Genomic DNA, 24,918 nt, shown 5'->3' with positions numbered 1-24,918 from the left:
TAAAATTGAAGAACGAAGCGCCTTTAGGGCGCATCACCCGTCTCGCGGCGGATTGTAAAAGCCCGTGTCGCGGTATGGCCGGTCGAAGGCGTGATCCATCAATTCCAGATGGTCTTGGCCGTAATACATGTCTCCATTTAGGAAATAGCTGGGCGAGCCGAAGATGCCGCGGGCGATCGCCTCTTCGGTGTTCTTGGCGTGAATGGCTTGAGCGTCTGCATCCATCGCCTGCGTGATCAGAGCGTCGCTGTCGGGGTCAATCGCAGCGGTCGCGCGGCGCAGATGCTCGGGATTCGCGAGATCGATATCATCGCGCCAATGTGCCTGTAGAATCGCAAAGGAAAGCGCATCGACATCGCGCCCAGCCCGCGCTGCGGCGATTAGGTAACCGTTTGAAAGGTCGAGCGAATTGTCGTGATGCGTGGGGCGGTGGTTGAGGATGTCCAGCCCGCGGTACTGCGCCCAACGGGTGATCTCTCTGCCAAAGAAATAGTCGATATAATGGGGGGTGAAGCCACGAAAATGGGACACCCGGCCAGCTGCGATCACCGGATATAGATCAAAGGGGCGGTGGATGAGCTTCGCACCACGGGCAGCGCAAATCTCCAGCAGTTTGCGATGCCCAAGATAGGCGTAAGCGGAATGGGCGGAGTAGAAATATTCAATCGTGTCCAACGTCAGCTCCCTCTGTTGCGCGCATCATGGCGGAAACCAATGTGCAGGCAAGGACGGGGGCCGAAAGTTGAGGGTAGAATCGCGAAAGCGCTAAAAGCAGAACACCTAAATCAGCGAAAGTCGCTCAATACCGACGATTGGGTGTGGTGTTTGCACGCGGGCGGGGCGCAAGCGCGCGTGCCTGCCGGGGCTGGGGGAGCTGCTTTGCCACGAGTGCCAAAGCCACCGCGGCCGCGATCAGTATCAGAAATTCGTACGTCCACATGAGCCATTCCTCCTAGGGCATGTTCATAGGGTTAACGACGCGTATGCTCGCTGGGTTCCGCCCTCCTACCGGAGGCGGCGGTCTTTGGCCGAGGCCACGATGAAAAGCGCCAGCGCATACCAGAAGGCGGCGTTATCGGTTCAACCGTTGTTCAGAGACCAGACCTTCTGGCACATGACGGCCATCGTGGCGACGGCGGGCTGGGGCAACAGCGATGTGATCACGCAGGCAGGGTACGATGCGATTGTCCTGCACCGCCTGGGCCATGGTCTTGGCAGTGACTTACATGGGCCGCGTTATTATGTCGCGACGCATTCCGACCCGGTACTGGCCGATCGAATGTCTTTTCGAACGAGCGGGGCATCTACCTGGAATGCAATTTCGCCGTAAGCTTGGAGAAGACCTTGATCCTGCGCGCCGATGGTCTGGAAAACTTCTCGGAAATGCCGCGCGAGGTGCAGCGACGCAGCAAAAAAAGTGGCCAAAGCGGCGAAAATACACACGCTTTGGCCTGGAGGGAGACAGAGAGAAAAGAGAGAGAAGGGGGCCCGTGGTTAGGAGGTGCCGCGTGCCATGTTTTCAAAAATGCTTTTCATATGGCTGTCGAACTCATTCCACGTGATGACGGCCCGGTTGCCCGCATGGCCGTGATAATAGGACCGGCCCGTAGACGTGGGCAGCCCGGCCCAGATGCGGGCAAGGTTCTCCATAAAACGATGGCGACTGATCTTGCCCTTCATGAAGGGGGTAAAGCCCGCATCTTCGAGCAATAGATCGGCCAACAGGTCTTGGACCTGTGGGGTAAAGATGTCACTTTTGCTAAGCCCGGCTTCGGCGACGAGCGTTTTCAGTGTGTTGGGGATGAACTGGTAGCGCCCGATCGCATGGGGCTGGCCGGGGGTGGCCGCGATCCAGCGGTAGATTTCGCCGATGGTCATGCTTGTGGGGCGCTTCGGCGGCTTGACCCGTGCCCCGTGTTGCACTGCGTCATAGCCTTTGCCCCCGGCCTCAGCCGACGCGATGACATGGCGCACAGCGGCGGATGGCCCTCCGCGCGTGGGAATGGCAAGCTTGCGCGGTGCGCGTTTGGCGGTCGTCTTAATCATGCTGCGGTTAAGGTAAATGCGGTCCTCCGAAGCGGAGGGCGACAGGGCGAAATTCAAGCCGGTGACGGCGATCTTCCTGCTGTCGAAACGGGCGAAATCATTTGCATTTGCCGCACCGGAAAGGGTGGCGGCGATCAGGCAAAAGGCAGTGCTGGCAGCGAGCTTTTTCATCTGGGTTTCCCATCTGGGTTGGATGTTGCGTTGACCCTGATCATGCGCGCTTAAAATCGATATTTCATTAATGCGGACAGCTAGTTAGCGTCTCGAAAGGATAGCCGGTCCGGCGCTAGGAATAGGCCAGGTCACCTTTGGAGCGCAGCAGCGCTCTGAAAGAGAAATGAGCCACGTTCCAGATGCGCTTGGAACGTGGCTCTCCCTCGGGGCTGAGTCTCCCGGTCAGCTTCCGAGGAATTGGTCGAACTGGGTCCAGAGTGAATTGTCCAACAGCAGGTTGAACCGGAAATAGAACCCTTCGTCATAGAGGCCGCTTTGCCCGGCCACCCGGCCACGGGCCTTGTTGTAGCCGAGCGCCAGCAGGACACCTTCGCGCGGGGTGAAGCCGAATTCGGCGCCGATCCCATTGGAAGAGTTGCCCTCGCTGTCCCACAGATGCGTGACGTTGAGGCCGAGTTGGAAACGGTCATCGCCGAATTCGTAGTTCAGACCGCCTTGGATCAGCTGCGTGGTGGTATTGGCCGCCGCGCCGGCATGGGTGCCGATCTTTTGGTACTGGCCGGCATATTTGCCGTTGATCCGAAGGTCGGCGTCGATCTCGTAATTCGCATCGATCGACCATAGGTGTGTTTCCGTGCTGGCGTGTTTCTCTTCCAACCGGTGTTCGTACCATGCCAGCACATCAAGGCGGGCGTTGTCCTTGGGACGATAGGCTGCGCCGATGCGGGTGCGCATACGGCGGGAGTCTTCGCCATCGCGCCGGTCGAGCGCCGCACGGCTGCGCGCCAGAACGGCCAGGTCCGGGGTGACATTGCCCGCGATGCCGATGCTGGCGTAGTGGGTTTTGCCGGACTCTTCCCATGTGGTCTCCAGTTCGGCATCGCCGACCCAATCGCCATCCGCCGACTGCCAGCTTGTGCCGATTGCGAATGATGTCAGCTCACCGTCATCGGTCTCAAGGTTGCGCGAATGCTCAAGGTCAGCGCGCAGATTGGTGCTTTCGTTGATGTCCCAATCGACCGACAGACCCTGCACCATGGTAGTGTCGCTTGTGCCGCCGGCTTTGGTCATCTCGGTCCGACCAGTGACCCATTCGTTCAGCGTGTAGGTGAAACCATAGGCGGCGCGGGTGACCAGCTCGTCACTGCCGAATTGAAGCTCGATCTCATTATAGACGCGCCAACCGTTCTTGGGCTCGTCATAGAGGCCGAGGGTCAGTTCAGTGGGGGCGTCACCACCGAGCGGGGCGCGCAGCTGGGCTTCGATCACGGTGCCGGGACGGGCCGCTGGGGTCCAATGCGCGCCGAGGATGAGGGCGGTGTCGGTCTCGCTGCCGCTGGCGGTGCGGTCGCGGCTGTATTCAAGACCAATCTCGCCGCGCAGGGTCTTGCTCAGATGCCGCGAATAGATCGCATCCACGGTCAGCCGGGCGCTGTCGTTGACCCGGTCACGGGTGTATTCCGCGCCAAAGGCGATGTCGCTGCGCTGATCGATTTCTTCGCCATAGCTTAGGCGGACTTGGCTGGTGCCCGGGCGGGCCAGCCCGCCCTGAGCGTAGAAATCGCGCCCGGTGTGGATCGCCTCGAAAGCGAAATGGCGGGTCTCTGTCTTCAGCTCGTAGGACAGGCGCGCAGCGGTGTCGTTCTCGCCCATGGCGTTTTCTGAGCGGGCGACTTCGGCCTCCCACAGGCCGCCTTGGCGGTCTTCGTGCTGGATATAGGCAGAGTGCATCCGCTGGCGGGCCGTGTTGCCAAGGGGGGCGTCGGCATGCACCGCACGGGCGCCGATGGAGGTTCGCTCGGACAGGGCATAGTTCACCTCGCCTCCGTAGAGCCAATAGGCCTCGGCGCCCTCGGCTTCGACCTCATAGGTCACGCGGATTGACACGGGGTTGCCGTCAAGGTCGAACTGGCGAACCGGCGTGTCGAAGGTGATCGTGTTGCGGAAGAAGTCGAGTAAGTAGTCGGTGCCGCGCAGCAGGGGCGTGGCCGACAGGATATCGCCGCCATCTTCGTCCCGAACCAGGATTTCCACACGCTCGGACCCCTGCACATAGCCGCTTAGGTCAAGGTCATAGGGGCCAGAAACACCGCGCCCGCGGATTTCCTGTTCCTGCTGCTCCTGCGCGGTGCGGGCCGCGAAGACGGTGACCGATACGCGGTCGTTCTCCCAGTGACCTTTGGCGCCGGTGGCCACACGTTGCAGGCCACCCAGTTTCAACGCGCTGGCTTCAGGCTCGATGGCGATATCGCCGTAGAGCACGTAAGAGCGGCCCTTCTCCACCTTCACGAAAAGGTTGGACGAAGATTGCGCATCGGCACCACGTTCGGAATTGTCGCCATAGACGGGGTAGTATTCCTCTCCGCGGATGTCGCGGAACAGGCTGTCTTCGGTGTCACGGTCCGAGCTGTAGCGCAGGGTCAGCAGGGCGTCGCCACGGATCACCCCTTTGAGGTAAAGCTCACCGCGGATGCCTGTTGTCGTGTCTTCGAAAGCGCTGATGCGGTCTTCTTCGATGACGTTGCCCGCGTTCCCGCTCAGCGATACCGCGCCTTCGATCACGCCAATCAGTACACGTTCGTTCAGATCCGGGGTGAAGGTCAGCCGCGCTTCAGCCTCGCCAAAGGACGACCGAACGGTGATCAGATCGGGGCCAGAGGCCTGCGGTGGGATCAGGTTAAAGGTCGCCTCGCCATTGTCGAGATAGGCCTGCACGCCGGGCGCGCTGCTGCGGATGTCGGTCACATCCCAAAGCGACCGGCGGGCCGAGAGGGTCACCGTGCCGGATGCGGGCACCGGGCGACCCCGGGCGTCGAGTACGCGCACCACCACCGGCACCACAGAAGCGGGATTGGCCGCGGCGGTTTCCGGCAAGAGGATCTCGATCCGGGCGGGTTTTCCGGGCGCGGTAAGGCGCAGTTCTTTGCGGACACGTTCGATGCCAAAGCCGTCACGGCCCACCAGCGTCAGCACGTTCTCGCCCGAGCCCAGTTTCACCGCCACATATTCCAGCGCCTGCACGTTGTTCTTTTCCAGACTGGTGCGCTCTCCTACCCGGTCGCCGCCAAGCTCGCGGCCGTTCACCAAAAGCGTCAGCGTCAAGTCAGCCTTGCCCTTAATCCGGATGTTCTGGGTGGCGCGGGTGACGGCGGTGTCTTCGGCAAAGTCGACAAAGCCGGGGGCGCTATCAAGGTTTGGGATCATGCTGTCGAGCGTTTGGTGCTGCGCCGAGGCACGGGCTGCTTGAGCCACAGAGGAGGCGTCGACTCCGGCCTCTTCGTTTTGTGCGGCAACCATGCCGGGGGTCAGCTGGGTGGTGGTGGCGATGCCAGCCTCGCCGCGCACCGACCGGGTGCTGCTGCGCTGGCCGTCGATCGGCAGATCGGTTGCATTCACGCCCGGGGTCTGACGTTTCCCGGCGAAATGGTCACGACGTTTGCTGACTTCCTTGAGCGCTTCGGGGGTGCATTGGCCCACGGCAAAGTTCTCGGTTCTGAGCTCGCCCTTTTTCAGCGGCACCACGCGCGACCCACCGCGGCGCAGATCGTTGGTGCGGGTCACTTGCACCGCGCTCCCAGCGGGGAGGGTTTCGGGCTGCACGAGGAAAGCGTGGGTCACCGGGCGCATGCCGTTGAGCGAATAGGCGCCATTGATATCGGTCACAACGAAGAGCCCTTCTTGGGTTACGATGCGCACGCCGGGAATGCCCGGCTCATCCTTGGCGCGGTCGCGCAGACCGTTGCCGTTGCAATCCATGAACACGGCACCCAGAACGGTGCCCTGCCGGGCAAAGACGCCGCCCGAATTGTCGAGCCGTACCATAGCGCGGGCAGTCTGCGACTGTTGCAGCGCCCCGGTGCCTGCTTGGCGGCCCGACAGGATCGCGGTGTTTTCAATCCGGCCTTCGCGGGCTGCGGCAGAGAATTGCATCACATAGGACAGCTCATGGCTTGTCAGCGGTTCGAGCATGCCCACGTCAAAGCGCAGATCGCCGTTGCCGATCTCTTGCGGATCGTCCAGCGGCTCACCGTTAAGGGTGACCGTGCCGGGAACAAAGTTCACGCCATAGGCCGGGCGGTCGAGGACCTCGCCACCGATCAGGGCCTGGTGCATGTTGTTGGTAAAGCTGAGCGTGTAGGTGACGAATTCACCATGGCCCACGCTGTCGAGGTCCGCAGCCTTGTCCAAGGCCAGCGGCGTGCCGTAATTCGGATCCACCGGAATATCGGAGACGAAAAGCGCGCCGCCTGCGTGGTTGAAGGCGTTGCCCCAGCCTGCATCCATCACCTTGCGGCCCATCCCGGCATAGTCCAGCCGGGCGGAGGGGAAGATCCAAGCGGGCGCATCCATCACGGCATAGCGGTAGTCGCCTTCGGGCATTTCGGAGAAGGTAAAGAACCCGCGTTGGTCAGTCTGCGTGCGGGCCATTTCATTGCCCGTACGCGCATCGACAAGGGCGACAGACACATCGGCAACCGGGGCGTTCGAGACGGAGTTGAACAGGAAGTTGCCGGGGTTGATCATCAGATCGTCTTCAAGCACCTCACTGTCGCAGGTCGCCGTGGCGATGAAGCTGTCGCCAAAGTCTGTGGCCATGACCTGATCCCCGGCGAGGGCGGGCGACATCTGCGCCAACGGCAGGGCAGGGGTGAGGAAGATGCCGGTATTCGCGCCCGTCTCGGTCGCGATGATCGTTTCCACGTCGCCGGTCAGCATGCTGCGGATCGTCACCGCTGTGCTGTCGACCTCGGTGCTGACGTTACAGGTGCCTGAGGTGAGACGCAGACGGGTGTCGCTGCCCGGTGTGCCATAGGGCTGATCGGCGCCGGTTTCGGGGTGCTCGAACACCAATGTGCCAGCTGTCTCCGACTCGCGGTCATAGATCACGGTGTTGGAGGCCAGCAGTAGGGTGCTCTCTTGGTTGTTGTAAAAGGCGGAGGCGGTGTTGTGCACCTCGACCTTGCCCAAGGCGGCAGGCACGTGCACCGAAAAGCTGGGATCGGTGGCATGGCCGATGGCGTAGTCGCCCTCATGGAAAAAGGCCACCGCATCCACATCGTGGGAAAGCCCTGCGGGGACCACGCTGAGGTATTGGTGCGCGGGGGCGCCGCGCATATGAACGAGGGCCGTCATGGTCCCCGAATCCTGCACCGTGTTGAACACGGTATTCAGCGGGATCGCATCGCGCAGCAAAACACCGGTCCGGGGTGTGCCGTCGATAACGATGGGCTGGCCGTCGATCTGCGGATAGCCAAAGGCGTCCCGCTCAGAATCGTTGCGCAGCCGCAGGGTGTAGGTGATGAGCGCGCCTTCGTCGTTTTCCGAGACGACCTGCTCTTTGGAAACTTCGAGCCCGCCTTCTTCGACGCGCGAGACCCCCACCGCTTCTTCGCTCAGGCTTTGGCCATCCTCGGTCACAGCCGAGGCCGTCAACATGCTGGCGAACTGGGTGCTTACAGGGGTCTCTGCGGAAATGCGGAACTCATAGATCAGTTGCAGCCGCTCTCCCGCCGCGAGCATGATGGGCACAGACATGTCGACCGCCCGGTCTTCGACATCGATCAGGCCGTTGCCGTTCAGGTCGGGGAAAAGCGATTGGCGGGACATCATTTGGGCGCTGCCCTGTTCGCCAATGCTGAGCGATGTGGAAAGCGGCACATTGCCGGTGTTGATCACGTCGAAATGGTAGCGGCCAAAGGCACCGCGGGTCAGCAGAAGGTCGGAGTAGCCGGTCACTTCCAGCCCGGGAACTGCGGCGACTTCGGCCCGAACCGGGTTTGAGAAGACCCGTTCCATGATGCCCAGGGAGGTATTGAAATAGCTGACTTCTGCCACGTTGCGGATAAAAGACCCGGCGGGGGCCGGGGCGGCGGCGGCAGTGTGGGGCAGAAGGCTCAGGCTCATTGCGGAGGCGCTGATCAGGGCCAGAGCCGGGCGGGCTTTAGACATAAGGAAACTGCGCATCAGCTTGCTCCTGTGCGATCCCTGGAAAGGGCATGAAATAATTGGGGAGACGGAAACGGGGGTAGAAGGGGGGGCACCCCCGGGTGAGCGTTGCTCAGCCCGGGGGTGCCGGAGAGTTCGGTTAGTCGTCGACCCGCACGGTGAACTCTACCCGGGCAAAGCCGCCAGGAAGGATCGTACCATGTGTGCTCGATACGTTGGTCGAGGTGACGGTGGCCGTGCTGGTGCCCGGGAACAGGCTCTCTGGGCAGGCACCGCCACAGTTCGTGACCGCGGTATAGGCCGGTGCGGCGTCCGAGATGATCACGTTGTCCGCCGCAGAGGCGCCCGTGTTCTCGGCCTCGACCATGTAGCGGATGCACTGGCCGGGCTCGACATCAAGACGGGTCTTGGTGAAGGTGCCCACGGTGCCATCGCAGCCCGCGTCGATATACTGATACTTGCTCAGTGTGACATCGCCCGAGATGATGACCACGCGGTCTTCGACGGCGTTGTTGGTCTGGTCGATATCAGTCCCGGTACCGTTCAACGTGTTGTTGATCGAGATCGTGCCGACTTCGGAGACACCTTGGGTGGCTGTCGATGGCGTCTGCACGCGGTAGATCAGCGAGATGCTGTTGCCCGGAGCAAGCCCGTTGACACCCGGCGAAACGCCGTCGGTCAGGTCATCGAAGTTGTCGATCACCGGCTCGGATGGATCGATCACGCCGTTGCCGTTCTGGTCCCAGAAGATCGCGCCGGAGAAGTTGGTCAGACCGGATTCGGTGATCGACGCCTCGGTGATGGCCACGTTCCCTTCGTTCGAGATGGTGTGGAGAATGTCCACGATACCACCCGGCGAAGCCTGCGCGCTTTGGTTCTCGATGATCTTCACGTCGTAGATTTCGTTGACCGTGACTTGGTTGACGATACGGTCACCCTGTCCCGAGACGGAGGAGACGACCGCGATGTCGACCAAAGTATCGCCGGGCAGGGCGTCATCTGCCGGGGTGATGACCGCGCGGATAGCCTGCGATCCACCTGCCGGGATGGTGCCTGTGTTCGACACAATCGACCCGTCTGGCAGTTGGAACTCAACCGTCCAGCCTGCGGGCAGGGCCTGATCCAGCGACAGGTTGAAGCTGTCCGAGGTCGGGCCGTTGTTTTCGACCAGCATGTCAAAGACGACCGGTGCGCCGGGGTCTGTCGACTGGGTGACCCACGGGTTGCCACCGTTTGTCGGGGCCGCGCCATCACCCTCGGAACCGACCACAGCGTTTTCAAGGTCAACCGAAGCTGCAAGCACCGCACCGGAGAATTCGGCGGTCGATACGTCAGTGACGCCCGAGTTGTCCGACGTGGTGGTGATTGTCGCGGTGTAGTTGGTGGTGGCTGTTGGTGCGACGTTTGTCGGCAAGGTAGCAATCAACGTGACTTTGGCGCTATCGCCGATGCCCAGGGGACCAACGGAGCTTACCACCGGTGTGACACCATCTGCCCCGACAAAGCGGAAGGTTGTGCCTGCGGGGAAGTCCACATTGGCCACGTCAAGTTGCAGGCTGTCTGGGCTGTTGGAAAGGTTGGTCAGCACGAATTCCTGACGGATCACGCCACCTTGGTAGACATCGCCGGTTTCCGTGACGACATCGTTGTTTGCCGCGTCATCATCGGTGGCCGAGGCAATCGCCGTATTCGCAGTGCCGTTGGAGTTGATCGCGGTATCGGCAATCGCCACCGCATATTGGTTGTCCACGGTGACGGATGCGGTGTTCGACGGCGGAAAGGCTACGCCATCAACGTCTTGTGTCGCCACGTTTGTGATGATGCCTGCATTGGCGGTATCCGCGATCACAGCACGGAAGGTCACCTCGCCCGAGCGGCCAGAACCGACGGAGGAAATCAGGAAGTTGACGTTTTGGCCGTCATCATAGTCCCAAGCGATTGTCTCGCCGGAGCCGTTTGTGGTGTCCACGACGGTGGAGCCGTTGTCATCATCCAGGGGGGTTGCAGAGTCAGACCAGCGGGCCGAGCCGGGAACGTAGGTCAGGCGGCCATCGAGCACGTCCTGCACAGAGTAGTTGTTGGCGGCAGCGAGACCGGTGCTGGAGTAGGTCAGCGTGATGGTCACTTCGTCGCCTGCGTCAATGATGTTGGGATTGCCGCCTGAGGCCGGGTCCGCTGTCATCGATTTGACCAACTCGACAATCGCGTCGTTGGAGATTGTCAGCGTGTCCGTGTTGGTGCTCAGCACGGTGCCGTCGAGGGTCGAGGCCGCCGTCACGGTGATCGTGTCAGAGCCGGTCGCGGTGGAAGCGACGGAGGCTTCGATCACGATGCCGAACTGCTCACCCGGGGCAAGGGTCGGAGTCTCGGTCAGTGGTGTGGCGCTATCTGCCACGCCGTCCATATTGGCGTCGGGGTAGAAGACCAGCTGCGACGTATCAAGCGTGCCGGTGTCGGTTTCCACCGCGGTAAGAGCGAAGGCATCCGGGCCGTTACCATCGTTGGTAATGATGTGCGGCAGGAAGGCCTTGCCGCCGGGGGCGATCGTCTCGGAGTTGTCGGAGGTCAATGTCACGCCGGCAACTTGCTGAACGATCGTCTCAACGGTGTTGGAGGTTACCGTGATCGTGTCGCCCGCCGCGTTGGTATAGGTCGCGACGGCTTGGTTGCCGATGACCGAACCCGCTTCGGGTGCCGCGAAAGCGACAGTGCCGATCACGGCGGTCAGAGCAACGGCGCTCACGGAGCGCAGGAAGGTTGTATGGTTTTTCACGTTAATATTCCCTAGTTCTATAGTAGTTGGAGAGAGGGTGGAGAGAGAGGCGCCGGACTTAGTTCAGGCGCACGCGGTAGCTGTTGAAGGCGGAGGCGCCTGCTTCGAGCGGTTCCGAGAGGGTCCAGCGCACAGCGGCGACGGCTTCTTCGGGAAGGGGCTCTTCAATCATGTTGCCATTGGCATCGACGACCTTGCGGGTGGCGGGAACGGTCGACCATTCCAGCCCTTCCTGCTCTGGGTCCATCTCGGCCTGGACTTCAAAGACCGCGGCGACAGAGGTCACTTCGGCCCCAAGGGCGAGAGAGACGCCATCGGGAACCGGGGCGGCGATGACGAGCCCTTCCATCGCGCCTTCGGTCGTGTTCTGGTGGCGCAGCTCATAAGAGATCACCTCGCCCGGGCGGATCGTTTCACGCGCAACGAGGACTTCTTCGCCCTCGGCATTGGTTTCCACCACGCGGAAGGAGAATTCGCTCGTGAGCGCGTCGGCGGCAGCCGCGAAACCCGCGAGGGACAAGGCCGTACTCGCAATGAGTGTCTTGGATAATTGGGAGATATGGATACGCATCTAGTAGTTCCCTTGTGGGCCGGTGAAGAGCCGGCAGTTGCAATGAACGGACACGCTCATTGCGTTGTCCTGTTCTCATCTTCGGGGAACCGGATACCGATATCATCTGAGCGAAGGGTTAACTCGCTGAGCCTCTGGTCAGACGGTTAGTCGAAAGGATAGGCGCCCCTATCGGGTCGCGCCCCGGCCTATCATTTGGCGCCGGAATGGCGCTGGGGGCGGGGCGGACAGATGGTTAATTTTGCAGGAAAAATGCAGTTTCCGAATTTCTGATTCGGTGCAAAACGCCATAGGATAAACGCAAAAAAGCCCGCGCGGGGCGGGCGATTATGGTTTACAAGCCAGAGGGCAAATTGGACGCGCTACGGGGGGGCGCGCAGGGTCCGGACCGGGGCGTTTCAGGCGGCGAAAACGGGCCTCAAACGAAGCCCGCGTCGCGCGCAATGATCGCTGCATCCGTACGATTCTTTGCGTCCAGTTTTCGGCAAAGTGTTTTTACGTGCAGTTTGATCGTCACTTCTTGCAGATCGAGGTCGCGCGCGATCTCTTTATTCGACTGCGCGCTCATCAATCCGCGCAGCACTTGGCGCTCACGCTCTGACAAGGCTTTCTCGAAATCCGTCTCTTCGGGATTGTCTTTGCCCGACATGAAGGTGACCGGGGCATAGGTCTCCCCGGCGGCCATAAAGCGGACCGCGTTGACCAGTGACTTGGCGGGCAGGGTTTTGGGCAAAAAGCCGATTGCCCCCATTTCCAACGCCTGTTCGGCGATCAGCCGGGTGGCGGTGCCAGAGATCAGACCGACGGGGCGGCCCTCGTTGATACCAAGCACGGTTTGCAGGCCCTGCAGCCCCTTCATTCCGGGCATCGTATAATCGAGCAGAACCAGATCGTAGGGCGGCTCGGACTTGATCTTGTCCAAGGCACCGGCCAGATCGCATGCCGCTTCGGTGACGGTCGCCCCATCGGCATCAAGGAACATGGCAATGGTCTCTCGAACCATGTCGTGATCATCGGCAATTAAAATACGCAAAGACATAATAGATCTCCTGAAGCCCAAATGGCCGGCGTTGTCTAATGGGTAGAGTGTGCCCGTTTGAAAAGAAAGATGAAAGCCCAAGGGACAAAGGGCGCAAAGGCATGCGCCGCTATCCTTTGGTATGGCAGTTCGGGGCGCTCGGGGGCAGGCGCGCCTATCCTTTGGTATAGGGGGGATGCGCTTCTGCGCATTCGCGCCTCTCATTAGGTCAGGGTATGGTCAGGTCATAACGCCAGATAAGGAACCAAGACATGATTTTTCAGAATCTTAGCAAGACCATCACCGCAGCCGCGCTCACAATGGGCCTTGCTTCGGCGGTTGCCGCCCAAGACAAAGAGGCCGTGCTCAACGTGACGCTGGCCGGTGAAACCCATAGCTTTACCCTGTCTGACCTGCAGTCGATGCCGGTTTCAAGCTTTGAAACGACAACCATTTGGACCGATGGCGCGCAGGAGTTCGAAGGCGTTTCCCTCAAGGATCTCTTCGACACGCTGAACGTCGAAGACGGCACGATCACCGCGACGGCCATCAATGACTATGCTGTGGAAATCCCAATGTCCGACGCCGTCGAAGGCGGCCCGATCATCGCCTACCACACCAATGGTGAGGAAATGTCGCGCCGGGACAAGGGGCCACTCTGGGTCGTCTACCCTTACGACAGCGACATCGCCTACCAGACTGAACTGGTCTACAGCCGGTCGATCTGGCAGCTTGACCGCATTAGTGTCGAGTAACTGACAATGGCGCAGAGGGCTTGGATGAACGACGCAGGAAAATTCGGACCCGCGCGCGCCAGAAGCCGACAGGTATTGATGCTTATCCTCGTGGCGGGGATGAGCATCGCCGCCTATCTGGCCTATAACGTCTGGGATCGGATTCAAACGCTCGACAGTGCGCAGCAAGACCATGCTGAATGGGTCTTTACGCAGATCGAGATCGAATTCCTCAAGACCGACCGCGCCCTGGCGCAGGCAAAATCCGCCACGCCCGAGGCGCTGGAAGAGTTCCGCAAGCGGTTCGACATCTTCTACAGCCGCGTTTTGCTGGCCGAACGGGTGCGCAATAACGCAAAGGCCAAACCCAAGATTCGCGAACTGCGCATCCTGCTGGATGGATTCTTACCGGCGATCGACGGCTCTGATGCCGAACTGATCGCGGCATTAGACGATATCGACGCCATGTTGCGCAGCATCGAAGACGTGCCCCGCGAGATTGCCCTCGCCTCCATCGCAATCGCCAGCGAGATGTCCCAAAACGAACGCCATGAGATCGTGCGGCTGATCGAGGTGATGGCGGCGATCGTGTTGATCGTCACCCTTGCCTTGGTCGGCGCGGTCTACCGCCTGTCGCGGCAGGCCAGCCGGTTAAACCGCACCTCGCAATTGGTTGAGGAAAACCACCTGCGCCTTGCCACCACCCTTCAAGCATCGCTGGACGCCATCGTCGTTATCAACGACCACGGCGAGATCGAAGATTTCAACGGCTCCGCCGAAGAGATATTCGGAATCACCCATGAGGCCGCAAAGGGCAGAGACTATATCAGCCTGTTGATCCCGCCCGCCGACCGCAGCGTGCACCGCGAACGGCTTGAGAAATTCCGCCTGACCGGAGAGACGGAGGTCGCTGATAAGGGGCGCCGCGAGTTTGAGATGATCGACCAAACCGGGCGCATTTTCCCGGTGGAAATGTCCGTGTCGCAATCGCCCATGGGGCAGGGGTCGCTCTTCATCGCTTATATTCGGGACATCACCGAAAAGCGCCTCCGCGAGGCCGAGATCATTGCTGCGCGCGACGAAGCGCTTGACGCCTATCAGGAAAAATCGCGTTTCTTCGCCATGATGAGCCACGAGATGCGCACGCCGCTCAATGGTGTGATCTCGGCCCTGCAACTGCTGCAAGATGACCGGCTTGACGATGAGCAAAAGCGCTATCTCGATGCGGCGATGACCTCGGGTGAGATTTTGTTGGGCCATATCAATGACGTGCTCGCCATTGAGCGCAGCGAAGCGGGAACCTATGAACAGGTGCGTCAGACCTGTGACATGACGGTGCTGATGGCCGGAATCATCAACACGATGGACCCTCTGGCCGAGGCCGGGGGCACGCGGCTGCACCTAGATTTGACGCAGTTGGACGACAAGGCCATCGTGACGGACCCACGGGCGATCCAGCAGATTTTGGTCAACCTTCTGAGCAACGCGATCAAGTTTAGCCCCGGCGGTGATGTGACATTGCGCGGGTGGTTCGCCAAATCCGGCTCAGAAGGAGAGGAGTTCCGCCTTCAGGTCGAGGATGACGGACCCGGCATTCCGGCGGGGGATATCGACCGTATCTTCGAAGACTTCGTCTCGCTCGACAGCCGCTATGAGCGGCGCACCGGGGGCACCGGTTTGGGGCTTGGGATCGTGCGTCGTTTGGTCAAACGTTTGGGCGGCGAGATTACCTGCGACTCGACCGTGGGAGAGGGGGCATGTTTTACGCTGCGCTTGCCGGTGAAGCTTGCTGATCTGGCAGAGGTCGACTGCGACGCCGCCCCCGACCCACAGAAAAAGCGCGCCGAGGCGTTACCGGCAAAGCGGCTCAACTTGCTGCTGGTGGACGACAATGAGATCAACCGCGAGCTGATCAAGGCAATGCTTGAGAAGATCGGCCATGATGTCACCCTTGCCACCGGTGGGCGCGCGGCGATCGAGCTTGCCGAAGACGCGCCCTTTGATGCGATTCTCATGGATATATCCATGCCTGAGGTGAATGGCATTCAGGCGACCAAGGCGATTCTCTCCGGCGATGGCCCCAATCGGGAGACGCCAATCATCGCCGTGACCGCCCACGCCTTGCCGAAAGAACGCGCGGAGTTCAGCGCGGTCGGGATGTCGGGGTTTTTGCAAAAGCCGCTGGATATGAAAGTGCTGCGTGCAAAGCTGCGCGAGCTTTCGGGGCGTGAGGTGATGCCGGAACAAGCCCTGCCAGAGCGTTTGGCCAGCGCGCAGACATCGGTGCAGGCGAAATCCGCGAAACGGCCATTGTTGAACGAACAACAGATCGCGGACCTGATCGACCTATTGGGCGTGGAGAAGCTGCGTGAACGGGTGGAAAAGCTTGGCCATCAGGGCGCGGATGACCTGCCCGCATTGATGGCCGCCGATGGCTTGCCCGATTTGCAGGCGCAGGCCCATGCCATGGCCGGGATGTGCGGCATGCTTGGGGCGGACCGGCTGCACGGCCTGCTCAAAGAGATCGAGACCGCCTGCAAGACCGGCAAAGACGACGAAGCCCGCGGGCTATCAAAGGCTTTGCCCGAAACTTGGGACGCGACGCTGGCGGCAATGAAGGCGCAGGTCGGTCTGTAACGGGGTCGTGTCTGACCGGGCATGTCTGACCGGGGGGGCGGCAACCTATCCTTAAGACTAGCCCGTTTATACCCCCGCCCAGATGTAACGATGCACAGTGCGACCTATAGTTAAATATACCCGCCGATAGTCGGGTCTGCACGAAGGCGCCATTGACCAGAACAATGACCGCGTCCCAAGCTGGCAACCGGTTCATTTCGACCGTTTCGCCTGAGAATATGCTTCACGACGCGGGCCTTCTCGGGAGCTGCTGCCCGTTCCCCTACCCCAGGGAGCGGCTCCTCGATAGACTTGCAGCGATGCGCCCCACCGGTTTTCCTGTCCCTCCCCTCGGGGAAGACCGGGGGCGCATACGGGCGGTTCTAGCGAGGCTTTTCAGCTATCCGTCAATATATCGCTTGTCGCAGCGGCATCAGGGCCGACCGCGCGCACCTTCGCTTTGGTACGGCCCAACCCCATGATCCGATGAACTGCCCTGTTGCATCCGCGCCCGCTGCGGCATAACAGACAATAGTTTACTAAAAGAATCGGATTAAGGGGGCCGCGGTGCTCAGAACATTGTCATTCATTTGCCTGGCCTTTGGCGCGACTGCCGCCTCGGCGCAGGACTTTCCCGTCATCGTTGAACACGCCTTTGGCGAGACCACCATCGAAGAGCGCCCGGAACGGGTGGCGTCTGTCGGCTGGGCCAATCACGAGGTGCCATTGGCGCTCGGGATCGTGCCTGTCGGCTTTGCCCGCGCCTCATGGGGGGACGACGATGGCGATGGGCTGTTGCCTTGGGTGATCGAAAAGCTTGATGAATTGGACGCAGAGGTGCCCACCCTCTTTGACGAGGGCGATGGCATTGATTTCGAAGCTGTGGCCAGCACACAGCCCGATGTGATCCTTGCCGCCTATTCCGGTTTGTCGCAGGCGGATTATGAGACGCTCAGCCGCATCGCGCCGGTCATCGCCTATCCCGAAGCCGCGTGGACGACGACATGGCGCGAGATGATCCGCCAGAACGCGGCGGGCCTTGGCATGGCCGAAGAAGGTGACGCGATGGTCGCCGAGATCGAAGAGCGTATCGCAACCGCCCGCGAAGAGCATCCCGAACTGGCCGGCAAGACCGGGATGTTCGTCACTCACCTCGATCCGCGCGACCTCAGCACCATCGGTTTCTACGCCGCCGCCGACCAGCGGGTGCAGTTCCTGACCGACATCGGGATGGCGACGCCCCAAGCGGTGCGCGAGGCCAGCGAGGCTGGGAAATACTCGGGCCGGGTCAGCGCAGAGCGGATCGATCTGTTCGAGGACGTGGATGTTGTGGTCACCTATGGTGATCAGGCGCGGTTGGACGAACTGGCCAAGAACCCGCTGATCGCGCGTTTCCCCGCCGTCGCTCGTGGCTCGGTCGTGCTTTTGGCGAATGACCCGATGGGCACCGCCGCGAACCCAACGCCGCTGTCGATCGACTATGTGCTCGACGATTATCTTGCACGGCTGAGCGCGGCCGCCACGCGCGGCGAATAATGCAGGTGCAGCGCCCCCAACGGCTGGCCGGTCTCGCGCTTTTGCTGGGCCTGTTGCTGCTGATGACCGGCCTGTCGCTGACGGTGGGCGCGCGTTCAGTGCCTTGGGCCGAGATTTGGGCGGGCATGACTGGCCGGATCGAGACCATCGGCGCTGCGGCGGTCGCGGTGCGGATGCCGCGCACGGCGCTGGCCGTTTTGGCGGGCGCGGCGCTTGGCCTTGCGGGGGCGGTGATGCAGGGCATCAGCCGCAATCCTTTGGCCGATCCGGGCATTCTGGGCGTCAATGCGGGCGCGGCGCTTTTCGTCGTGGTGGGCATCGCTTGGTTCGACATCAGCGGCGCGCAGAGTTTTCTGTGGCTCGGCATCGCCGGGGCGGGGGTGACGGCGGTTTTCGTCTATCTGATCGGCTCCGCCGGGCAGGGCGGGGCGACACCGCTGAAGCTGACCCTTGCTGGCACGGCAACATCTGTGGCGGTGTCGGCCTTCATCATCGCGGTGGTCTTGCCGCGCAATGATATCGCAGGCTCTGTGCAATCTTGGCAGGTGGGCGGCATCGGCGGCGCGAGTTTCGAGACTCTCTTGCCCGCCTTGCCCTTCGCGTTGGTCGGGCTGGCGCTGAGCCTCGCCTCAGCCCGGGTTCTCGACGCATTGGCCTTGGGCGAAGAACTGGCCACCGGCCTTGGCCAGAGCGTCGCCTTGGGCCGGATCACGGCCGCGGCGGGGGCGGTGATCCTCTGCGGCACGGCGACGGCGCTTTGCGGGCCGATTGGTTTTGTCGGGCTGGTGGTGCCGCATCTGTGCCGGATGATTGCAGGCGTTGATTACAAGCTGGTGTTGCCGCTCTCGGCCTTGGCGGGGGCCTCCATGCTGGGGCTGTCGGACGTGCTGGGCCGGGTCATCGCGCGCCCGAATGAGTTGGACGTGGGCATCGTCACCGCCTTTGTTGGCGCGCCCTTCTTTATTTGGACGGTGCGCAATCACAGGATGCGTGGGCTATGAGCGATGTGACCTTCACCGCCCCGCGCAGCACCCGCCCCGTGGCCGCGCGCCGCCTTCAGGTGCTGGGCTTTCTGGCCGCGCTTGTGCTTGGCCTAATGCTGCTGACGCTCAGCTGCGGACGGGGCTGCGTGCCGCCGGGCGATGTTTGGGCCGCGCTGGCCGGTGCGCCGGAGGCGAACGCCGCTTTCGTGGTGACCGAGTTGCGTTTGCCGCGCGCGGTCATGGGGCTGCTCGCCGGGGCGAGCTTTGGCTTGGGCGGGGTGGCGTTTCAGATCATGCTGCGCAATCCGCTGGCCAGCCCCGACATCATCGGCATCAGCGCCAGTGCGGGGACGGCGGCGGTCTTTGCCATCGTTATTCTGGCGCTCGATGGGTGGTTGGTGTCGCTGGTCGCGGTGGCGGCGGGGCTTGGGGTCGCGGCGCTGATCTGGGCGCTGTCCTCGCGCCGCGGTGCCGCGGGGGCGCGGTTGATCCTGATCGGCATCGGCGTCTCGGCCATGCTCGATAGTGTGACAGCCTATGTCTTGCTCGAAGCGCCCGCATGGGACCGGGCCGAGGCGATGCGCTGGCTGACCGGCAGCCTCAATGGTATGCAGCTTGTCCAAGCCCTGCCCGTGGCCGGGGCGCTGTTGGTGTTCGGAGGGCTGCTGGCCGTCACCGCCCGCGATTTGGAGGTGCTGCGCCTTGGCGATGACACCGCCGAAGCCCTTGGCGTGCGGGCTGATGCCACGCGGCTGCGGGTGACACTGGCCGCCGTCGGCCTTGTGGCCATCGCGACGGCTGCGACCGGGCCGATTGCCTTTGTTGCCTTCCTTGCGGGGCCCATTGCGGCGCGGCTCTTGCCGGGGTCGCGCGGATTGCTTCTGGGGGCCGGACTGGTGGGCGCGGTGCTGGTCATCGCGGGCGATTTCGTGGGGCAGTTCCTCTTGCCCGCGCGCTTGCCTGTTGGCGTCGTCACCGGGGCAGTCGGCGCGCCCTTCCTTTTATATCTCATCGTCCGCGCAAATAGAAATGGGGGCACGCTATGACCCACGACCACCGTCTTGAAACGCGCAATCTGGGCGCGGGCTATGAAAAGCGCGTGATTTTAGAGGACGTCTCTCTCTCCCTGCCTGCGGGCAAGATCACCGCCATCGTGGGCGGCAATGCCTCGGGGAAGTCGACCCTGTTGCGGACGCTGGCGCGGATCCTGCAGCCAAAATCCGGCGCGGTCCTGCTCGATGGACAGTCGGTGCATCAGATGAAATCGCGCAAGCTGGCGCAGGTTATGGGGTTGTTGCCGCAATCGCCGATCGCGCCCGAGGGGATCGCCGTGGCTGACCTTGTCGGGCGCGGGCGGCATCCGCATCAGGGGCTGTTTTCGCGCTGGTCGGCAGAGGATGACCGCGCCGTTGCCCGCGCGCTCGCCGCGACCGGGACCGAAGAACTGGCCGAGCGCGATCTTGATACCCTGTCGGGTGGTCAGCGCCAGCGGGTGTGGATCGCCATGGCCTTGGCGCAAGAGACCGACCTGTTGTTGCTGGATGAGCCGACAACCTTTTTGGACGTTGCGCATCAAGTAGAGGTGCTGGACCTGCTTGTCGATCTTAACACCGCGCAGGGCACGACGATCGTCATGGTACTGCATGATCTCAACCTCGCCGCGCGTTATGCCGACCACCTGATCGCCGTGGGCGATGGCGGCATCCGCGCCGAGGGGCCGCCCGCTGAGGTCCTGACAGAGTACCTGGTGAAAACCGTCTTCGGCCTGTCGTGCCGTATTGTCAGCGACCCCGTTTCGCAGACCCCCTGCATGGTGCCGATTGGCCGCCATAAAATCGGGCAATTACGCAAAGAAGCTGCAGCTTAAAATAACTTACTAAATTAGTCAGATTGACTCTGGCGCCCTCCGTGTCATAGGGGTAAAGAAATCCCGACTGATTCACTAGGTTATTACGGAGACCGCCATGTCCTCTTTTAAATTCATTCCCCTGCAACTAGGGCGCGGCTCTCTGAAGACGGCGCTTTTATGCTGTACGGCGCTGGTGCCCGGCGCAGTCTCCGCGCAAGAGACCTACCAGTTGGACGACGTGATCCTAGAGACCAGCGCGCAAACATCAGGCGCGGCGGATGCCGAAACCGTGGTCGCCAGCGAACTCAGCAGCGGCGGCAAACTGTCGGGCGAGATCATTGATATCCCGGCCAGCGTCTCTGTCATCACCAGCCGCGAGATCGAAGCGCGCGGCGCGGATAGCGTGGAGCAGGTGTTGAACTACACCGCCGGCGCCAGCACCGACAGCTATGGCGCGGACGACCGGTTCGACTATTTCATTCTGCGCGGGTTCGAGGCCTATACCTACCGCGATGGGCTGACATTGGGCCCGAACTTTGGGGCCATCCGCGAAGAGCCCTTTGCCTTTGAGCGTGTGGAAGTCATCCGGGGCGCGTCGTCTTCGACCTTTGGCCTGTCCGACCCCGGCGGCTCGGTCAACTATGTCACCAAACGCCCGCGCGACGAACGCTTTGGCAGTGTCTACACCTCGGTGGATTCCTACGGCAGCTTGGAAACCGGTGTGGACTTCGGCGACACGCTGGATGAAGAAGGCACGCTCAGCTACCGTTTCACCGGCCTGCTGCGCAACGGCGAGCTTGAGTACCCCTATTCCGAGAATGACGAAATCTTTGCGATGGGTGGCCTCACATGGCGTCCCTCCGATGCGTCTGAGCTGACCGTGATCGTCGATCACCTTGACCGCGACTCCGTGCCCGGCAGCGGTGGTTTCCCGGCGGGCGGCGATTTTGACCGCAGCGACGTGTTCTACGGCGAGCCTGACTATAACTACCGCGGCACCGAACGGACCACCGTTTCCGTTCTGGGCGCGCATGACTTTGGCAACGGGCTGAGCTTTGGCGGCACCCTGCGCTACAGCGACAGCGCGGATGACTTCGGCTATGCCTATGTCAGCGACTATACCCCGAATGACAGCATGGTGGACCGCGCGTACTTTGCCAGCGACGGCACGAGCGAGAACATGATCTCTGACCTGCATCTGACCTATGAGGGCTTCCTTGGCGGGGCGGCCAGCACCACCACGGCGGGGGTCGAATTCTCGTGGTCCGACGAGACCGATCAACGCTTTTATGGCGCGGCGCCGTCGGTTGATCGCGACAACCCAAGCTACACAGGCCGTCCCAACAGCGTGCCGATTTTTGCCGATCTCGATACAGAGACGGAAGGCAAGGCGCTTTACCTTCAGCAAGAGCTGAACTGGAACGAACGTTTCATCGCCTCCTTCGGGCTGCGTCACGACTGGATCGACGTGACCGAAACCAACAACCTTGCCGGTACGGTGCAGACCAACGACATCAGCGAGACGACAGGCCGCGTGGGTCTGACCTATAAGATCAAGCCGAACGTTTCGGTCTTTGGGAACTACGCGCAGTCGGTCGTGCCCGCAGGCTTTGGCGTCGAGCCGGAAGAGGGCGAGCAGTTTGAGCTGGGCACGAAATGGCAGCCCATGGGAACCAATGCGCTGCTGACGGCCTCGGTCTATGACCTGTCGAAAAGCAACATCACCCGCACCAATCCGGCGACCAACCAGCCGGAAACCATCGGTGAAATCGGTGTCCGCGGCATCGATCTGGAAGCCAAAGCCGAGATGGGCGCCTATACCCTCACCGCCGCCTACAGCTATCTGGATGCCGAGATCAAAGAGAACGGCACCTCCGGCAACGTCGGCAACCGCCCCGGTCTGGTGCCTGAAAATGTCGCCTCGATCTGGGCCAGCCGGACATGGGAAAACCTTGGCCGTGGTGATTTGACGGTTGGGTTGGGCGCGCGGTTCAACAGCGGCTATTACTACAGCGACAGCAACGCCACAGGCGAGACCGGCAGCTTTTTCGTGGTGGATGCCGCCGTAAGCTATGACCTGTCCGAGCAGACCACCCTGTCGGCCAATGTCACCAACCTGTTCGACGAAAAGCACACCTCCTACGGCGGTTTCTACGCTGACTTCTACAGCCCCGGCCGTGAAGTCACCGTGAAACTGGCCCATAGCTGGTGAGCCTCAAGCGCGGCACCACCCTCGTGTGCCGCGCTTTTCTTTGCCTCAGGAGGAGCCCCAGATGACCATCGCCAAAGCCAAGACCACCATCCCGATGGACGCGCCGCAGGAGATGCTCTCGCAGATCCTGTCGCATCTTGTTGATGACCACGGCATGGCGTTTCGCGCCAAAGGGGCGACCGGTCATGTGTTTGAGCAAGACGGCTACCGGGTGGAGTTCGATCTCTGCGCGCGGGGGCTGGAAGTCAGCCTTCAAGCGCCCGGCGAAAACGCCATGCAATTCTCGAAAGAGGGCATGGTGCATCATGTAGCGGAGTTTGATCCCGCGCTGGCTGATCGCATCCGCTGGCAGGGCATCTCGCAAGAGGCCGGTGCCACGCCGCAGAACTTTCGCCTGCTGACCGTGCTGAACAGTGAAATCCTGTTCGAGGGGATGCAGCGCGTCACCCTGCATTACCCGGATATTGCCGAACTCGCCGCGCAGGGGCTGCATCTGCGGTTGATCCTGCCGCGCGATCCCAGCCGCGCACCGGTGTGGCCTGTGATGGGTGCCAACGGTGCGCCGGTCTGGCCCAAAGGCGCGGATGAGTTGCACGCGCGCTATGTGACGCTCAAGAACATCCGCGCCGCGCGCGAGGAGGTCGATATCGACGTGGTGCGCCATGGATCGGGCCTGATCTCGCAATGGGCGCAGAACGCCCATGCCGGGCAACGGATCGGGGCGATGGGGCCGGTGGGCATCAGCGCCTTGCCCGAAGCGTCTTCCTATTTTCTGGCCGCAGATGGCACGGGGCTGCCCGCTGTGGCGCAGCTTTTGGCGCGCCTGCCAGAAGATGCCGTGGGCGATGTGGTGGCCGCCTTACCGCGTGGCGTGTCCTATCGTGACTACCTGCCCAAGACCAAGCTGCGCGTCCATGCGCTGCCGCCCGCCGCGTTCGAAGCCGAGGTGCTTGGCCATGCGCAGGCGCTGACGGATGACGGTTTGGGCTATGCCTTTTTCGCCGGAGAGTTCCAGAACGCCCAGCAGTTGCGGGGGCATTTCAAAACCACCCTCGGCATGGATAAGACACGTCAGATTTGCACGGCTTACTGGCGGCGGGGCTGAGCGCGGCTTAGCGCCACGGCCCCGCGTCACCTCGTCTGCCAGCCTTGGGGATACGGCTGCTGGTGGTGGGGCGGGCGCTCTCTGCCCGCACCGGGGCCGCCGTGCGCGTCATCGCCCGCAGGGCCGCGATGCGGTTTTCCGTCGCCGGGTGTGTGGCAAAGAGGCTGTCATGCTTATGCGCGTGCAGCGGGTTGATGATGAACATATGTGCCGTGGCAGGGTTCCGCTCGGCGGCGTGATTGTCGATCCGCGCGGCGCCCATCGCGATTTTCTCAAGCGCTGAGGCCAGCCAGAGCGGGTGGCCGCAGATCTCGGCCCCGGCCTTGTCTGCGGCATATTCCCGCGTTCGGCTGATCGCCATCTGCACCAGCGCTGCGGCCATGGGGGCAAGAAACATCATCATCAGCGTGCCGATCATCCCCATTCGTTCACGCGCGCCGCCGAAGAACAACGCAAAGTTCGCCAGCATCGAAATCGCACCGGCGAAAGTCGCGGTCACGGTCATGATCGCGGTGTCATGGTTGCGGATATGGGCCAATTCATGTGCGATGACACCAGCGAGTTCCTCGCGGCTCAGGCTTTGCATCAGCCCTTTCGTGACCGCCACGGCGGCATTGGCCGGGTTGCGCCCGGTGGCAAAGGCGTTGGGCTGCGGCGTGTCGATCAGATAGACCTTCGGCTCGGGCAGGCCCGCGTTCCGCGCAAGCTCGGCCGTGAGGGCGTAAAGCCCGGTGCGGTCATTGGGGGAAACCGGCTGCGCGTTGTGCATCTTGAGCACCATGCGGTCGGAGTTCCACCACGTAAAGGCGTTCATCCCCGCCGCCACCACAAGTGCGATCAGCGCGCCACCCGATCCGCCGATCAGGTAGCCAACCCCCATGAAAAGCGCGGTCATCGCCGCCATCAGCATCGCTGTCTTTACATAGCCCATATTGGTCTCTCGCGGTTGTCCGTTGTAAAGGAGATATGGGTCGATTTCCGCAGGGTGCAAGGCAGGCGGCGACAGAGTGGCTAGTCGTCGAGATCACCGTCATCGGGTGTCGTGTGCAGGTAGATATGGCCGATCTTGCGGATCAGCGGAATGTTCACAAAGGCAACGATGGCGGCGGCAATCCCAAGACGGCTGAGGACGCTCAGCGGCATGGGGTCGTCTCCTTTGGCATAAATCAGCACCACGAAGGTCACCACCAAAAACCAGACGGCGAGGCTTGTCAGCAGGCGGCGCATGGGATGTTTTGGTATGTCAGTCATGGCCGCCTCAAATTGCACGCTTCTGCGCACTATTCCGAGGGTGTGGGCAATCCGCAAGGGCGTTGCATAAGGCGGCCCGGATCAAAACCCGTGGATTGCCTACC

17 protein-coding genes are annotated in these 24,918 nt (G+C 61.8%); 9 read left to right on the top strand and 8 right to left on the bottom strand.

What is annotated here, in order from left to right; all coding sequences use genetic code 11:
• Nucleotides 1–33: 33 nt before the first annotated feature.
• Nucleotides 34–675 (bottom strand): 2-hydroxychromene-2-carboxylate isomerase, encoded by a 642-nt coding sequence (locus O4H31_RS14945; RefSeq protein ID WP_269347021.1) that lies wholly within the window; start codon nucleotides 673–675, stop codon nucleotides 34–36.
• A 349-nt stretch (nucleotides 676–1,024) separates the two neighbouring features.
• On the opposite strand from O4H31_RS14945, the gene O4H31_RS14940 reads away from it, so the two are divergent.
• A complete protein-coding gene (locus O4H31_RS14940; protein WP_269347019.1) occupies nucleotides 1,025–1,330 on the top strand; it encodes a M24 family metallopeptidase in 306 nt (101 codons plus the stop codon).
• Nucleotides 1,331–1,494: 164 nt separating this feature from the next.
• Here O4H31_RS14940 and O4H31_RS14935 read toward each other — a convergent pair whose 3' ends face one another.
• From O4H31_RS14935 to O4H31_RS14915, 5 genes are all read right to left on the bottom strand, one after another.
• Complete coding sequence (locus O4H31_RS14935) at nucleotides 1,495–2,217, bottom strand: hypothetical protein (protein WP_269347017.1); 723 nt, start codon at nucleotides 2,215–2,217, stop codon at nucleotides 1,495–1,497.
• 225 nt (nucleotides 2,218–2,442) lie between these two features.
• Entirely contained in the window at nucleotides 2,443–8,184 is a 5,742-nt protein-coding gene (locus O4H31_RS14930; protein ID WP_269347015.1) for a hypothetical protein, read from the bottom strand.
• Nucleotides 8,185–8,305: 121 nt separating this feature from the next.
• Nucleotides 8,306–10,939, bottom strand: coding sequence for a beta strand repeat-containing protein (locus O4H31_RS14925; RefSeq protein ID WP_269347013.1), 2,634 nt, complete (start codon nucleotides 10,937–10,939; stop codon nucleotides 8,306–8,308).
• A 58-nt stretch (nucleotides 10,940–10,997) separates the two neighbouring features.
• Entirely contained in the window at nucleotides 10,998–11,510 is a 513-nt protein-coding gene (locus tag O4H31_RS14920) for a hypothetical protein (RefSeq protein ID WP_269347011.1), read from the bottom strand.
• A gap of 418 nt (nucleotides 11,511–11,928) precedes the next feature.
• The gene (locus O4H31_RS14915; protein ID WP_067624320.1) at nucleotides 11,929–12,549 is read right to left on the bottom strand and encodes a response regulator transcription factor; all 621 of its coding nucleotides are present in this window, start codon (nucleotides 12,547–12,549) and stop codon (nucleotides 11,929–11,931) included.
• Between the two features lie 251 nt (nucleotides 12,550–12,800).
• Between O4H31_RS14915 and O4H31_RS14910 the strand changes: the two genes are divergently transcribed.
• The 8 genes from O4H31_RS14910 to O4H31_RS14875 all read left to right on the top strand — a co-directional run bounded on the left by O4H31_RS14910 (nucleotide 12,801) and on the right by O4H31_RS14875 (nucleotide 23,563).
• Nucleotides 12,801–13,283, top strand: a complete 483-nt coding sequence (locus O4H31_RS14910; RefSeq protein ID WP_269347007.1) for a molybdopterin-dependent oxidoreductase — start codon at nucleotides 12,801–12,803, stop codon at nucleotides 13,281–13,283.
• A gap of 78 nt (nucleotides 13,284–13,361) precedes the next feature.
• Nucleotides 13,362–15,899 (top strand): hybrid sensor histidine kinase/response regulator, encoded by a 2,538-nt coding sequence (locus O4H31_RS14905; protein WP_269347225.1) that lies wholly within the window; start codon nucleotides 13,362–13,364, stop codon nucleotides 15,897–15,899.
• Between the two features lie 546 nt (nucleotides 15,900–16,445).
• Nucleotides 16,446–17,414 carry an iron-siderophore ABC transporter substrate-binding protein gene (locus O4H31_RS14900; protein ID WP_269347005.1) on the top strand — a complete coding sequence of 323 codons (969 nt, stop codon included), beginning with the start codon at nucleotides 16,446–16,448 and terminating at the stop codon, nucleotides 17,412–17,414.
• Nucleotides 17,414–18,415 carry a FecCD family ABC transporter permease gene (locus O4H31_RS14895; RefSeq protein ID WP_419723607.1) on the top strand — a complete coding sequence of 334 codons (1,002 nt, stop codon included), beginning with the start codon at nucleotides 17,414–17,416 and terminating at the stop codon, nucleotides 18,413–18,415. The genes O4H31_RS14900 and O4H31_RS14895 overlap by 1 nt, the downstream gene beginning before the upstream one ends.
• Nucleotides 18,412–19,443, top strand: a complete 1,032-nt coding sequence (locus tag O4H31_RS14890; RefSeq protein WP_269347003.1) for a FecCD family ABC transporter permease — start codon at nucleotides 18,412–18,414, stop codon at nucleotides 19,441–19,443. The genes O4H31_RS14895 and O4H31_RS14890 overlap by 4 nt, the downstream gene beginning before the upstream one ends.
• Complete coding sequence (locus tag O4H31_RS14885; protein ID WP_269347001.1) at nucleotides 19,440–20,264, top strand: ABC transporter ATP-binding protein; 825 nt, start codon at nucleotides 19,440–19,442, stop codon at nucleotides 20,262–20,264. The genes O4H31_RS14890 and O4H31_RS14885 overlap by 4 nt, the downstream gene beginning before the upstream one ends.
• Before the next feature lie 97 nt (nucleotides 20,265–20,361).
• Nucleotides 20,362–22,458, top strand: coding sequence for a TonB-dependent siderophore receptor (locus O4H31_RS14880; RefSeq protein ID WP_269346998.1), 2,097 nt, complete (start codon nucleotides 20,362–20,364; stop codon nucleotides 22,456–22,458).
• A gap of 61 nt (nucleotides 22,459–22,519) precedes the next feature.
• Nucleotides 22,520–23,563, top strand: a complete 1,044-nt coding sequence (locus tag O4H31_RS14875) for a siderophore-interacting protein (RefSeq protein ID WP_269346995.1) — start codon at nucleotides 22,520–22,522, stop codon at nucleotides 23,561–23,563.
• A 7-nt stretch (nucleotides 23,564–23,570) separates the two neighbouring features.
• Here the strand turns inward: O4H31_RS14875 and htpX are convergent, their stop codons facing one another.
• Together htpX and O4H31_RS14865 are read right to left on the bottom strand one after the other, a co-directional pair.
• Nucleotides 23,571–24,494, bottom strand: a complete 924-nt coding sequence (htpX, locus tag O4H31_RS14870; RefSeq protein WP_269346993.1) for a zinc metalloprotease HtpX — start codon at nucleotides 24,492–24,494, stop codon at nucleotides 23,571–23,573.
• Nucleotides 24,495–24,574: 80 nt separating this feature from the next.
• Nucleotides 24,575–24,814: a hypothetical protein gene (locus O4H31_RS14865; RefSeq protein WP_269346991.1), complete on the bottom strand. Its 240-nt coding sequence runs from the start codon at nucleotides 24,812–24,814 to the stop codon at nucleotides 24,575–24,577.
• Nucleotides 24,815–24,918: the final 104 nt, after the last annotated feature.

Source organism: Sulfitobacter dubius, assembly GCF_027214245.1.
Lineage (GTDB): Bacteria > Pseudomonadota > Alphaproteobacteria > Rhodobacterales > Rhodobacteraceae > Sulfitobacter > Sulfitobacter dubius_A.
This window is presented reverse-complemented; position numbering and strand designations above follow the sequence as displayed.

Excerpts from the sequence above, each read along its gene's own strand:
- O4H31_RS14885 (WP_269347001.1), top strand. The coding sequence starts at position 19,440 with ATGACCCACGACCACCGTCTTGAAACGCGCAATCTGGGCGCGGGCTAT.
- O4H31_RS14890 (WP_269347003.1), top strand. The coding sequence starts at position 18,412 with ATGAGCGATGTGACCTTCACCGCCCCGCGCAGCACCCGCCCCGTGGCC.
- htpX (WP_269346993.1), bottom strand. The coding sequence starts at position 24,494 with ATGGGCTATGTAAAGACAGCGATGCTGATGGCGGCGATGACCGCGCTT.
- O4H31_RS14880 (WP_269346998.1), top strand. The coding sequence starts at position 20,362 with ATGTCCTCTTTTAAATTCATTCCCCTGCAACTAGGGCGCGGCTCTCTG.
- O4H31_RS14865 (WP_269346991.1), bottom strand. The coding sequence starts at position 24,814 with ATGACTGACATACCAAAACATCCCATGCGCCGCCTGCTGACAAGCCTC.
- O4H31_RS14915 (WP_067624320.1), bottom strand. The coding sequence starts at position 12,549 with ATGTCTTTGCGTATTTTAATTGCCGATGATCACGACATGGTTCGAGAG.
- O4H31_RS14920 (WP_269347011.1), bottom strand. The coding sequence starts at position 11,510 with ATGCGTATCCATATCTCCCAATTATCCAAGACACTCATTGCGAGTACG.
- O4H31_RS14905 (WP_269347225.1), top strand. The coding sequence starts at position 13,362 with ATGCTTATCCTCGTGGCGGGGATGAGCATCGCCGCCTATCTGGCCTAT.
- O4H31_RS14895 (WP_419723607.1), top strand. The coding sequence starts at position 17,414 with ATGCAGGTGCAGCGCCCCCAACGGCTGGCCGGTCTCGCGCTTTTGCTG.
- O4H31_RS14910 (WP_269347007.1), top strand. The coding sequence starts at position 12,801 with ATGATTTTTCAGAATCTTAGCAAGACCATCACCGCAGCCGCGCTCACA.
- O4H31_RS14935 (WP_269347017.1), bottom strand. The coding sequence starts at position 2,217 with ATGAAAAAGCTCGCTGCCAGCACTGCCTTTTGCCTGATCGCCGCCACC.
- O4H31_RS14875 (WP_269346995.1), top strand. The coding sequence starts at position 22,520 with ATGACCATCGCCAAAGCCAAGACCACCATCCCGATGGACGCGCCGCAG.
- O4H31_RS14930 (WP_269347015.1), bottom strand. The coding sequence starts at position 8,184 with ATGCGCAGTTTCCTTATGTCTAAAGCCCGCCCGGCTCTGGCCCTGATC.